This is a genomic window from Natranaerobius thermophilus JW/NM-WN-LF, from assembly GCF_000020005.1.
Taxonomy (GTDB): domain Bacteria; phylum Bacillota; class Natranaerobiia; order Natranaerobiales; family Natranaerobiaceae; genus Natranaerobius; species Natranaerobius thermophilus.
The window spans coordinates 2,309,371-2,323,042 of sequence record NC_010718.1 but is presented as its reverse complement, the minus strand read 5'-3'; the positions used below and the strand labels follow the sequence as shown (position 1 = coordinate 2,323,042).

Here is a 13,672-nt window from a genome sequence, read left to right as displayed (position 1 = left end):
AACCATTGACTCCTAAATTTAATTGAAAATGGGGGGATTTAAATGGTACCTTCTGAAGTGAACAGGTTGGAAGAACTAACTGAAGAGATACTGGACTGGTTATTTAAGCAAAATCCAACAATGGCTACCTTTGTTGGAATTCAGGGCTATGATCACAAGCTAGAAGACAAAAGCCAAGAAGCTACACAAGAATTACTAGAGCAGGCCAAGGATTATCTTTTAAAATTGGGTGTGGTATCAGAAGATATGCTACCGAAAGAAAAGTTGGTTGATTACAAGCTCTTGGACGCTATGCTAAAAGATATAGTACGAGATATCGAAAAAATTAAAAATCATGAAAAGGATCCTAGCAGTTACGTGAGTTTGGCTATTCAAAGTGTGTATCTATTATTGATCAGAGAATATAAACCTTTAGAAGATCGAATGCAGGATATTCACTCCAGGATGAAACAGATCCCTGATCTATTAGAAGCAGGGAGAGAGCAAATTACCAATCCGCCTTCTGTATTTGTGGAAACGGCCCAGTTAAATCTTAGAGGAGCTAAAAGTTTCTTCGGTGATGTGATTCCACAAATAGCAGAAGAAGTACCATCAATGAAAAAAGATGTAATTGCCGAGGCTGAAAATGTAGCTAATGCCCTGGATGAGTACGGCGACTTCTTAGATAGGTTAGCTGAAACAGCTTCCGGTGAATTTGCAGTAGGAAAAGAAATTTTTGATGAACTTTTAAAAGAAACACACTTTTTAAATTATGATGCTGATGCCCTATACGAAAAGGGTAAAGAACTGGTTGAAGAAACTCATAAGGAACTCCATAGATTGGCGCAAGAAATAGACCCTGATAAAGATTGGCAGGAGTTGATAGAAGAGACTAAGAAAGAGCGTCCTACTGAAGAGGAATTATTAGATTACTATAAACAAGAGTGCCAAAAGGTGAAGGAATTTGTAAAAGAACGGGATTTTGTAGATATTCCCGAAGATGAGGAATTAATTATTGAAGAAACACCAGAATATATGAGGCCATTAATACCTTACGCTGCTTATTTGCAGCCCGGGCCCTTTGACAGGGACCAAACGGGTAGGTTCTGGGTAACTCCTGTTGATCCCGACAAGCCTGAAGAAGAAAAACAGGCTTTACTGGGTGAGCACAATGGGTATTCTGTTCCGGTAACAGCACTTCACGAAGCTTATCCAGGCCATCACTTGCAGCTTTGCCACGCCAATAAAGCACCGTCAAAGGTGAAGAAACTAGCGAATAGCACTTTATTTGCTGAAGGTTGGGCGTTTTACTGTGAAGAGCTAATGGAAGAATTGGGCTACATTCAAGATCCCAAAACTAAGCTGAACAGGTTGAAAGACCAGGCCTGGAGAGCATCCAGAATTGTAGTTGATGCTGGTTTGCATACCGGTAAAATGTCCTTTCAGGAAGCTGTGGATTATATGGTTGACAATGCCTTACTAGAAAGGGATAGCGCCATTACAGAGGTTAGACGTTATACACAATCACCAACCCAGCCCATGAGTTATTTGATAGGTAAACATGAAATAATGAAAATAATCAACGAATACAAGGAACATCATGGAAGTGACAGCAATCTGAAAGAATTTCACAATAAGCTGCTATCTTACGGAACATTGCCTCCAGCCCTGATTAGAGAGTTAATTTTATAGTTGATAATTGACTTGTGCTGTTGTACAATAGAAATGTGAATTAAGAGATTGTGGTTGGTCAGGAGACCAGTGCAATTCAAAAGGTGCGCTTGTAGCTCAGGGGACAGAGCACCGGATTCCTAATCCGGGTGCCGCAGGTTCGAGTCCTGCCAGGCGCACCATGATAAAGTTAATGTAGTTGCGGGTTCCGAGGATTTGGAGCCCGCTTTTTTTGTTTTTGTGAGATTTTTAAAATGAGGGAGTAATTTTTGAAATAATTTATAATGTTTTTTAAGTGCTCGCTTTGATGTTTGTTTAACGAAACATAAATAATATAGGGCATAAGTCCTACAGGAATGTTAATTAATTAACAAGAATATAAAAATTAACCAAAAGTTAAAAATGTCAATTTGAGATTATAAGTTAATTAGTAAAATACAAAAAAAATCCTTTTAAGTTAAGGGGGTTACTACATGTCAGCTAATTCAAATAATAATCACAATCAAATAAAAGGAATATTAAATTCTTTAAGTGCTAATATTTGTCTCTTGGATGAAAATGGAGTCATAGAACAGGTTAATGATTCCTGGTTAAATTTTGCCAAGCGTAATAATGGTGATTTAAAAAAAAATGGCCAAGGAATAAATTATTTATCCGTGTGTTATAAAGCTGTTGAAAATGGCTGCGAAAGTGCCAGTTTTTTTATTGATGGCCTTTGTTCTGTGATGAACAATGAAAGGGATTATTTTGAATTTGAATATCCCTGTCATTCACCGGATGTAGAACGATGGTTTATCTGTCGAGTAACTCCTTATTATGAAACAATTTATACTTCATTAAAACGCAAAGTAGTAGTTGCTCATGAAGATATTACAAAAAGAAAACAGGCAGAAAAATGGTTAGAATCCTTGTATAAAAATTCCTCAGATGGAGTTATACAAGTAGATAATGAGAATAAAGTTATAGATATTAATGAAAAATTCCATGAATTATTTGGATATTGTATTTATGAAATTAAATGGAAAAATATATTTGATGTATTAAAAATTGACATAGCGAATAAAGAGCAAACCAGTCATGGAGAAACTAATATTACTGCGGAAATAACTTGTTATAGTAAAACAGATAAACCGGTAGATGTGTTACTTAAAATAATTCCAGTTCAAATAAAAGAGGAGTTAGTAGGGAATTATGTGATCTTCAATGATATAACTGAACGTAAAAAGAAAGAAGAAGAAATTCGGTATTTAAGCATCCATGATAGTTTAACAAGCCTCTATAATCGCGCTTATTTAGAAAAAGAATTAACACGACTTGATGTAAAAACACAACTTCCAATCAGTATAATTATAGCGGATGTAAATGGTTTAAAATTAATCAATGACACATATGGTCATCAAGTTGGGGACAGGGCCTTGAAGCGTGTAGCTGATGCTTTAAGAAAAGCTTGTAGAAAAGAAGATATTATTTCTCGGTGGGGTGGAGATGAGTTTGTCATACTGTTACCAAAAACAAATAAACAAGCTGCTAATCAAATAGCGGAAAGGATTAGAGAAGTAAGTGAAAATATTGTTAAAAAATCAATTAAGGTAAACTTTGCAGTAGGTACAGCCACAAAAGAAAACATAGATAAACCCTTTAAAGAAATTTTCAAAGAAGCAGAAGATTCAATGTATAAGAATAAATTAGTTGAAGATTCGAGTGTCAGAAATGACATTATATCTATCTTATTAGGAACATTAAAAGAAAATAGTGGTGAAACAGAGGAACATGCTAAGAGAATGAGAGATCTATGTTATGAATTTGGAAAAGCTTTGGGTTTAGATGAAGATGAATTATGCAGACTGTCCCTATTGGCGACAATGCACGATATAGGTAAAGTAATTATATCATCTGATATATTAAAAAAACGTGGACCATTGACAGAAAAAGAATGGCATCTTATTAAAAAACATCCTGAAGTTGGCAAACGTATAGCTTTAAACTCAAACAATTTATGTCACATTGCTGAGGAGATTAATTCTCACCATGAAAGATGGGATGGCGACGGCTATCCCAATGGATTAAAGGGTGAAGAGATTCCGTTACTGGCAAGGATATTATTGATCGTTGATGCTTATGATGCTATGACTCATGGTAGGACCTATAAAAAACCTGTTTCCCAACAAACAGCACTATCAGAAATTAAAAGATGTGCTGGAACTCAATTCGATCCTGGTTTGGTAGAAGTTTTTTTGAAGATCATGACACGCTGATATTGTGATCAAGAAATTGATATTTACAGTCAAATAATTTTAAACTGACAGTTTATCCTTGACAAGGGCAAACCTATCGTGAGGTAGGGGCGCAAAGCTACGAGTCTTTACAGTTTGTAAAGACAGTCGGGCCGCCAAGGAAGTGGGTGCTATACTGCTTCTTTATTGGGGGCAGTATTTTTTATATTGTTTGTTTTTATAGGGAATCTCGGAAAAAGGAGGTGTGCATAGATCTAATAAATTTACAACTAAAAGATGGTCTAATGTCTTAGTTTATGGTTTATCTAGTTATTTTACAGGAGGTGATTTGAATGAAAAGGTTTTTAGTAAATAGTATCAGAAATAAGTTGGTTGTGGGTGTAATCATAATGGTAGTTATTATTGCAGTAGCTTTAAATTTTTTAAATGATTACATAATTGAAGATGTAATAGACACAACAGTTAATGCAAAATTACAAGGAGATCAAGAGATGGGCCTTTATGCACTAGAACAGGAGTACTCAGGTAACTGGCATATTCAAGATGAGGAGTTATATAAAGGAACTGTACCTGCAGAACAAATGACTGGAACTTTGGATAATATCGAAGAAAGAACGGGAGCTGTAGTCACTTTATTTAAAGGGGCTACGAGAGTTGCTACCAGCATTACAGACGAAACCGGAGAACGAATTGTTGGTACTCAATCCGAAGAACAAGTAGCAGAAACCGTATTGGAACAAGGGGATAACTATGAAGGGGAAGCTGAAATATTAGGAAAACCATATGAGTCGGTATATGTCCCAATAGAAAATGAAAACGGAGAAGCTATTGGAATGTTGTTTGTGGGTGTACCGGTGGAAGATATCAATAATATTGTCAATCAAGGTAATACTTATTTTATCATGTTTTCTGGTTTGTTAGTAATAATATTTTTAATCATTTCTGTTATCGTACTAAATAAAATTATTGCACCTATAGGTGTTTTGACAGGGTTAATTAATAAACTTGCTGAATATGATTTCACTTTTGATGAAGAACATAAAGCTAATGATTATTTAAAAAGACAAGACGAAATTGGTGTTATAACAAATGCTTTAGTTCAAATGCAGTCAAAAATCACTGAACTAATTAAAACTATAAAAGAAACCAGTGAACAGTTAGCGTCTTCCTCCGAAGAATTGAGTGCAAATACTGAAGAGAATACCAGCGCTGCTAACGAAGTATCTAAAGCAGTAGAAGATATAGCAAGTGGAGCGAGTAATCAAGCGGAAAAAACAGAAAAATGTTCAGATAGTGCCCAAAAATTAGGTGAAATTATTGATGCAGACCAGGAAAACGTACAAAAATTAATTGATATAACTCAAGAAGTGATTGAATCTAAAGATGAAGGTTTAGAGACAGTAAATAGTCTCACTTCAGAAACAGAAAAGGTGAGTGAAGCTACTGATACAATGTATAACGTTGTTAACCAAACTAAAGAGAGTTCTAACATGATACAATCTGTTACTGATACAATTAAAGATATAGCTGAACAAACAAACTTACTTGCCCTTAATGCAAGCATAGAAGCTGCCAGAGCCGGAGAAGATGGAAAAGGTTTTGCTGTAGTTGCAGATGAGATTAGAAAGCTAGCGGAGCAAAGCAATAAACACTCGGAAGAAATAGAAAATGCTGTTAAAGAATTAAAAGAAAAATCTGAAGAAACAGTCAATACCATGGAAGAGACTAAAGAGTTGATAACTAATCAACACAATAATGTAGATAACACTAAAGATAAATTCCAAGATATTGCTGATAAAATATCAAAAATTAAGCAGAAAACCGAAGAATTTCAAGATACGGGAGGGGAAATGGATACTAAGAAACAAGAGATTATAGATGCATTACAAGATTTATCTGCTATTGCTGAAGAGAATTCATCTAGTACTGAAGAAATTTCTTCTTCTGTAGAGGAGCAAACTGCAAGTATGGATGAAATAGCTAAAGCCAGTGAACAGCTTGCCAAACAGGCTGAAGAAATGCAAGAAGAAATTTCTAAATTGTGCGCCATGCATGACGATTAGCTAGGTGGTGTAAGTCCACTATGGGGGTTTGTAGTTACCAACCATTAGCCAAGAGCAAGGGTGCCCATCGTGAGGTGGGATCTGAAGGAAGCTTAAGGCAAAATTCCGACCCAAGGCACACGAACATCATCAGGCATAAGGTATGGGATGAGTTTGCAATACAAAACGAAGTCCAATCAACTACACGGACATACCAGTGTAAATGATGTGGGTACATGGAATGAAAGTTAATCGTCTTACCGTGGGAGGTCTCATGGACGTGGCAAGATGAACTTCGAACCACGGTTGAAATAAGATTTGTCATGAGAAGTCAGCAGATTCCATAGTACTTGATGAGGTCGACATCATTAAGGAAGGGATGAACCTAGGAGGAGATCAGTAAATGACTGTTACCAATAAAGGAATGAAGTGCCGCCAACTTCTGACAGGCGAAAGCTGCAAAGAAGGCTCACCGCAGAAGAATAGTGCGGAACACGAAGGATATGCGGGAGTGCACAGTTCTTTAAGGATAACTGAAAACAACATCTCCAATGCAAACTTGTCGAAGGGGAATTTGCTAGAGGAAATTTTGGATAGAGACAACATGAATAAAGCATTCAAGAAAATAAAATCCAACAAAGGCTCTCACGGGATTGATGGGATGGGAGTAGATGAACTTCTACAATATCTCAAAGAAAACGGGGACCACCTCAGGCAAAGAGTCCTGGACGGTAAATACCGCCCTAATCCCGTCAGAAGGGTAGAGATACCTAAAGAAGATGGGAAGAAAAGAAAATTAGGCATACCTACAGTGGTAGACAGGGTAATCCAACAAGCAATAGCCCAAGTACTATCTCCAATATATGAGGAGCAATTCTCAGATAACAGCTATGGTTTTCGCCCTGGACGCAGTACTCATGATGCAATTAAGAAAAGTCAACAAAACATAAATGAAGGATACAAATATGTAGTAGATATGGACTTGGAGAAATACTTTGACACAGTAAACCAGAGCAAATTGATAGAAGTGCTATCTAAGACAATAAAAGACGGTCGAGTAATATCTCTTATCAACAAATATCTAAGAGCAGGAGTAATGATCAAACACACCTATAAGGATACAGAAGTTGGCGTGCCCCAGGGCGGGCCTCTTAGCCCTATCCTCAGTAACATAATGCTCCACGAATTGGATAAAGAACTTGAGAAAAGGGGGCACGAATTCGTCCGCTATGCGGACGACCTGCTAATCTTTTGTAAAAGCAGAAGAAGTGCCGGACGCACCTTGAAGAACATACTACCCTTCATCGAAAATAAACTATTTCTCAAAGTAAATAAAGATAAAACTGTAGTTGCCTATGTAGGAAAGGTAAGATTTCTTGGGTTTGGCTTTTACAGACATAAAGGAAAAGCCAGATTAAGAGTTCATCTTAAATCAGTTACAAAGATGAGAACGAGAATAAAAGAACTCACATCTAGAAGTTATGGAATAAGCAACGAAGCCAGAGCAAAGAAACTTAGCCGATACATTATGGGTTGGGTTAACTACTTTAAACCAGCTGATATGAAGAATCTGTTAATAAATACTGACAGTTGGATGAGAAGGCGTATTCGCATGATTTACTGGAAACAATGGAAGAAAGTGAGAACAAAATTTAAAATGCTCAAGTTCTTTGGAGCCAATAAATACAAAGCATGGGAATATGCAAACACAAGAAAGGGCTACTGGAGAATTTCCAATAGCCCCGTCTTATCCAAATCCCTTGGAAATGATGTAATCAAAGGATTTGGTTTCCTATTCTTTTCGGAATATTATCGACAAGTTAAAGCGTAAACTAGGAACCGCCGTGTACCGAACGGTTTGCTCGGTGGTGTGAGAGGTCGGTAGATAAAATAATTATCTACCTCCTACTCGATTAAGTATTAATGAGTTAAAAAAGCTAACGGTTAGTTGATTTTGCTATTGCATAAAAAATAAACCAGGTAAACAGACTTTAAAACCTCATTCTGATCTGGCAGGAAAGGTATGGAAAGAGTGGTAGGTAGAAGACAACTATTAAAGTATATTAATTAAAGATGAACAAAGATAGGTTAAGGGCTGTACTTCTTATGATTTATATATGTAGGGAGTACAGCACTTTTTATTTTGGATAGGCGCTGTTGTATTTAGTTGATGATAGTGTAATATTATCAATTGAAGCATTTTCACATTCTCGGCTTTTTTTGTTTGACTTACGCGGAATCTGATCAAGCAATTGAGTATTCTTTAGATGAAAACAGAACTTTTTAATGGAAGAGAATGAGTGGACTTGTTAAGCTATTCATTTACCGAGATAACTTGTGATTGATAAGCGTTAACACATTGAACTAATTAATGTTATTATAATAGTAATAATAAACTTGCATAGATCTGGAGGGATGAAAAATGAGATACATACAAACGGACTGGAACATACCGTATTACAACTTTGCTCTTGAGGAATATTTAATAAATGAAGCACCGGAAGACAGCTATTTGTTTTTTTACATTCACAAACCATCTATTATCGTAGGTAAGTATCAGAACACTATTGAAGAAATTAATAAAGAGTTTGTTGATGAGCACGATATCATAGTGGCTAGAAGAATTTCTGGCGGCGGGGCAGTTTACCATGATGAAGGTAATTTGAATTTTTCTTTTGTTCAAAAAGCGGACAAGGAAGATGTTAATAATTTTGAGAAATTTACGAGACCGATAATAGAGGCCCTTAATGAACTAGGGGTAAAAGCTGAACTTTCCGGGCGAAATGATATTCTGGTAGACGGCAAGAAAATTTCAGGAAACGCCCAGTATTATGCCAATGGAAGGATATTAAGCCATGGGACCTTATTATTTAACTCCGAAATGTCCAATTTAACCAAAGCTCTAAAGGCAAATGACCTTAAGATTAAGTCAAAAGGGGTAAAATCAGTTAAAAGTAGAGTGGCAAACATTAAAGATTATATGGATCAAGATATGTCAATTTATGAGTTGAAAAACTATCTTCTAGAATATATTTCTAATACTTTAGGTGTTGAGGAATATGTCTTAAGTCAAGAAGAGCTTAAGAAAATTGAAGACGCTGCAGAAAATAAATTTAGTAAATGGGAATGGAATTGGGGTAAGTCCCCGGCTTTTGAAATTAGTAAAGTTGATAAATTCTCCTGTGGTTTGATCAATGTAAAATTAAATGTTCGCAAAGGTAAAATTAAAGACTGTAAAATTTACGGTGATTTTTTCACCAGAAGAGAGCTTGAAGAACTGGAAAACTTCTTATGTAATCAAACTTATGAACAAGAAAGCCTAAAAAAGGCTTTACAAGAGAAAGAGATTGACTTGGAAGATTATTTTCAAGGGATTGATCCCGAGGAGTTTGCAGAATTTATTACAACATAATATGTTTGCTAATATTTTTGGTTAAGTAAATCGGGTCAAGTAAAAAAGTGCAAATTAACTAAATTAGTACGATAAACTAAAGCGAGGCAGACTAAATTAGCTTGCCTCGCTTATAATATGTTTTGTTATTTCATCAATTTATTAACTAATCAGCTTCTATATGAAGGGTTGATTTTATGCCATTTCCTGTTAAGTGTTAAGTGAGGTAGGCTAGTAACTTTGAGAGATGCTTTTAAAATAATTATAAACACCATCGGTAATGGCCTGGGCTGCGTTTTGTCTAAAATAATTGTCTTTTAATAGAGATTCCTCCCAGTAATTAGAAACGAAAGCCAGCTCTACTAAAGCCGAAGGCATATTTCCGTGCCTGAGCACATAGAAACTTCTATCCAGAGTACCTCTATCTATTGTACCAAGTTTGTTTACTAAAGCTGTTTGTAGGCTATTTGCCAAGTTATAGTCGTAAAGACTTCTTTGTGAAGAGTAATAAGTTTCAGTTCCTTGGGCAGATCTATTTAATGCTGCATTAGCATGAACACTTATGAAAATATCGGCGTTAATTTGATTAGCCAAATTGATTCTGTCATATAGTGTTACATCAATATCAGAATACCTAGTAAGGTATGTTTCAGCACCTAAGTCCTCAAGTAGATCTCTTGCCCTCAGGGATACATCTAAAGCAACTTCCTTTTCTGTTAGCCCAGTAGGCCCAACTGCTCCAGGGTCAGTTCCGCCATGTCCCGGGTCAATAACTATTTTAAAACCTTGTAAGGGTGATCCTTCATGTCCCTCTTGCTTGTTCGTGTCCTCGGTTACTCCATCATTATCATCAGCCAATCTTACAAAGTCTCTACTTACCCATCCTACTTCATTGTGTTCTGGTAAATTGATTTTCATCCATTCATGATGAGTATTATCGTACTCATACGAAACTTCTTCTAATACTGGATAAGTTTCATTAGCATGAACTTGATGGATTGGTGCGTGGTTTAGTCCTGGGCCAGTTCTTACATTTAATGTAGTAGCGGTTACCTCAGCCTGTTCTAGATCTTCAATTTGGTGATTATTTTCCCTCTGTGAAATATAAACAGAATTCTCTTCTTCTACCCAATTAACTTGTGCCCCAAGTCCCTCACTAACAAACCTCAGTGGAACCATAGTCCGGCCTTGATTGGTTATTAATGGAGCTGTATCCATATCCAGTGCCTGTCCATTTAAACTGTAATTTTGGATACCTACTTCTAAGATTAATCGATCGTCCCCCAATTTTATCTCAATTTCTTGGCTATCACTATGCCACTCAACATATCCTCCTAGAGCTTGACTGACAAATCTGACTGGAACTTGAGTTCTGTTGTTTTGGTCTATGTACGGGTTTTGATCTGGAAAGTTTATTTCCTCGTTATCGACAAACACCTTAACTTCCTGTCCTGCTAACACACCGCTTACCATAGTTAAAACAGTGAGAAAGACTAACATAGAAAGGCCTAGCTTAACTTTATTCATTTTTAACAAATCTCCTTTCTCATTTTGATTTCTGAAATTATTAGGTCTTACTCTGGAAGGTCCGTTAGAAATTAAATGAACTTTCGCCAGGGGACTGGGGAGCTATCCATGTTTGGTAGAGCATAGGGGTTTTAAAGCTATGAACCTTAAAAAGTGGCCCCGGGTGTGATATTACAGTGAAAAATTGGTACAACATTTTATGTAAACACGTGGCTATAAAATATTATAATACATTTCTTAGCTTTTGCGGGAGCAAATGGCTAATCACCTGTAATTACTATAAAAACCAAGATAATGGCAGCTATAAGTTTTTCATCCATAAATTCGATAAAAATAGACAAAAATAGAAAAAATTAGACAATTAGTGCTCAGGTCTCAGAGGAAAGATAATAATTAACTAGAATTTAAAATATTAACTAAAATAGTTTATTTTATGACTATTTAATAGAATAGAATCTTGATAAAGGCAAACCTATCGCGAGGTGGGGGCGCAAAGCCACGAGTCTTTACGATTATTATAAAGACAGTCGGGCTGCCAAGGAAAGGGGTTTGTGCTGCTCTTCTTTGGAGCAGCTTTTATTTTATTGGAATACTTAATCAGCAAAAATTTAAACACAAATGGGGGGGAGTAATTATGAGAAACTTATTCAGTGGTCTTAGTTTGCAGTGGAGGATGTTAATACCCTTAATTATTATCACAGTCTTAGCAGTTGTGGTAATGGGGTATACATTATCCAATAATGTTGAAGATCTTGTAATTGATTTGATGACTAACAATGCAGAGAGTGAGATGGAATCAGTGGTTGATGGTTTAACATCTGCCAGTCAAAACAATGTAATGTTAATGGATATTATGGAAGATCAGTTTTTGGATGACACCTGGGCTGCAGCAACATTAATTGAAGAACATCCAGATTATTTATCCCAGGATGGGATGGAGGAGTTAAGGGCAACGCTAGGAGTTGATGAAGTTCATGTAACAGATTCAGAAGGCATAATCCAATATAGTAGTTTTGAAGATGCCATAGGACTAGATTTTAGTGAAAGTGAACAAACGCAACCCTTTCTTGATTTAATTGACCAAGAAGATGCGGTCCTTGTCCAGGAGGCGGAAGAAAGGGCTCAAGACGATACTATGTTTCAATACATAGGAGTATCCAGACAGGATCAAGATGGTATCGTTCAAATCGGTATTGAAGTGGATGAACTGCAAGAGCTTTACGAATTCGTTGATCAAGAGGCGCAATCGATTGCTGAAAATGCAGAGTTAGGTGAAGAAGGGCTTGTCTTTGCAATTAACGATCAAGGTACTTATAGCCTACATTCTAATGAAGATATGATTAATCAACCCATGCCATATCAAGAATTGCAGGATTATATTTTTGAACATCAAAGTGGAGAAACCAGCATGGATATAGAGGGCGAAGAATATTATATAACATTTGAAAAGTGGGAAGATCTTTATGTCGGTGGCATGATCAGTATGGATGAAATCAGGGAACCGATTAATACTTTTAATCAAATAGTAGTTGCAGCTATAGCAATTATAATTTTATTGTTAATCGGGACAAATATGGTTATTTTTAAACAATTACTAACGAAGCCAATTTCAAATTTAACACATATAATCAATAAATTAGCCGATTATGATTTTAGCTTTGATGAAGGGCATGAAGCAGTCAAATACATGAATAGATCCGATGAGATTGGGACAATCACTAATTCCCTTGCTACTATGCAAAACAATGTGGTCTCTCTAATTAAAAAATTACAAGAAAAATCCAATGAGGTAGCCTCCTCTTCCGAAAATTTAAGTGCTAATACAGAGGAAAATACTAGTGCAGCTAATGAAGTATCAAAAGCTGTTGAAGATATTGCCAGTGGTGCAGCTAATCAGGCGGAAAAAACAGAACAAACCTCAAATAACTCGGAACGACTAGGAGAAATAATTGATGAAGACCAGAAAAGTGTCCAAGAATTAATTGATATAACAAAAGATGTGACAAATCATAAAGAAAAAGGCTTTGAAATCGTAGAAAATTTGACTGAAGATACTCAAAAAGTAAATGAAGCAACGGATAAAATGATGGAAGTAGTTAATAAAACAAAAGAAAGTGCAGATACCATCCAGTCAGTAAGTGGTACTATCCAGGATATTGCTGAACAAACAAATCTGTTGGCTTTAAATGCCAGTATAGAGGCGGCGAGAGCCGGAGAAGATGGAAAAGGTTTCGCAGTAGTTGCAGACGAAATCAGAAAGTTGGCTGAACGCAGCAACGAACACTCCGAAGAAATATTATCCTCAGTCAAGGGGCTGAAAGATAACGCAGAAGGTGCAGTTAACAATATGGAAGAGACCAAAGAAACGGTTAATAATCAGCGGGAAAATGTAAGTAAAACCAAAGAACAGTTTGAGGAAATTGCCGAAAGAATAAATAAGATAAAAGAAAAAACCGAAGAATTTCAAGATACCGGTGGTGACATGCAAACCCAGAAAAATGAGATTATCGAAGCTTTACAAGACTTATCAGCTATTGCAGAAGAAAATTCATCTTCTTCCGAAGAGATATCATCATCAGTTGAAGAGCAAACGGCTTCAATGGATGAAATAGCAAAAGCCAGTGAGCAACTTGCCAAATTGGCCGAGGACATGCAGGAAGAAGCATCTAAGTTTAAGTATTAATCCTACCACTACCAATGTTTAAAGGAGCCTTATTGTAAGGCTCCTTTTTGCAGTTATTTATGTTTATGGCGTTGTTATACTGCGTAGTGCTATTAATGTAAAATCTTCAGTGAGACAAATCATACGGTAGTGAAATCATACGGTA

Annotated in this window: 7 protein-coding genes, 1 tRNA gene and 2 riboswitches; of the genes, 7 read left to right on the top strand and 1 reads right to left on the bottom strand. The window is 36.2% G+C overall.

The window, feature by feature from the left end:
- Nucleotides 1-42 precede the first annotated feature (42 nt).
- The 6 genes from NTHER_RS11125 to NTHER_RS11095 all read left to right on the top strand — a co-directional run bounded on the left by NTHER_RS11125 (nt 43) and on the right by NTHER_RS11095 (nt 9,338).
- On the top strand, nt 43-1,671 hold the full coding sequence (locus NTHER_RS11125; protein WP_012448606.1) for a DUF885 domain-containing protein: 1,629 nt from the start codon (nt 43-45) through the stop codon (nt 1,669-1,671).
- 85 nt (nt 1,672-1,756) lie between these two features.
- Nucleotides 1,757-1,832 (top strand) — tRNA-Arg (locus NTHER_RS11120).
- Nucleotides 1,833-2,123: 291 nt separating this feature from the next.
- The gene (locus NTHER_RS11115) at nt 2,124-3,905 is read left to right on the top strand and encodes a diguanylate cyclase (RefSeq protein WP_012448605.1); all 1,782 of its coding nucleotides are present in this window, start codon (nt 2,124-2,126) and stop codon (nt 3,903-3,905) included.
- A 56-nt stretch (nt 3,906-3,961) separates the two neighbouring features.
- Nucleotides 3,962-4,044: riboswitch (cyclic di-GMP riboswitch) on the top strand.
- A gap of 172 nt (nt 4,045-4,216) precedes the next feature.
- Nucleotides 4,217-5,947, top strand: coding sequence for a methyl-accepting chemotaxis protein (locus tag NTHER_RS11110; protein WP_012448604.1), 1,731 nt, complete (start codon nt 4,217-4,219; stop codon nt 5,945-5,947).
- 382 nt (nt 5,948-6,329) lie between these two features.
- Nucleotides 6,330-7,757 (top strand): group II intron reverse transcriptase/maturase, encoded by a 1,428-nt coding sequence (ltrA, locus tag NTHER_RS11100; protein WP_012446632.1) that lies wholly within the window; start codon nt 6,330-6,332, stop codon nt 7,755-7,757.
- Between the two features lie 591 nt (nt 7,758-8,348).
- On the top strand, nt 8,349-9,338 hold the full coding sequence (locus NTHER_RS11095; protein ID WP_012448603.1) for a lipoate--protein ligase: 990 nt from the start codon (nt 8,349-8,351) through the stop codon (nt 9,336-9,338).
- A 210-nt stretch (nt 9,339-9,548) separates the two neighbouring features.
- On the opposite strand, the gene NTHER_RS15335 is transcribed toward NTHER_RS11095, so the two are convergent.
- The gene (locus NTHER_RS15335) at nt 9,549-10,844 is read right to left on the bottom strand and encodes an N-acetylmuramoyl-L-alanine amidase (RefSeq protein ID WP_012448602.1); all 1,296 of its coding nucleotides are present in this window, start codon (nt 10,842-10,844) and stop codon (nt 9,549-9,551) included.
- 455 nt (nt 10,845-11,299) lie between these two features.
- Nucleotides 11,300-11,384, top strand: a riboswitch (cyclic di-GMP riboswitch).
- Between the two features lie 94 nt (nt 11,385-11,478).
- Between NTHER_RS15335 and NTHER_RS15330 the strand changes: the two genes are divergently transcribed.
- On the top strand, nt 11,479-13,527 hold the full coding sequence (locus tag NTHER_RS15330; protein ID WP_012448601.1) for a methyl-accepting chemotaxis protein: 2,049 nt from the start codon (nt 11,479-11,481) through the stop codon (nt 13,525-13,527).
- Nucleotides 13,528-13,672: the final 145 nt, after the last annotated feature.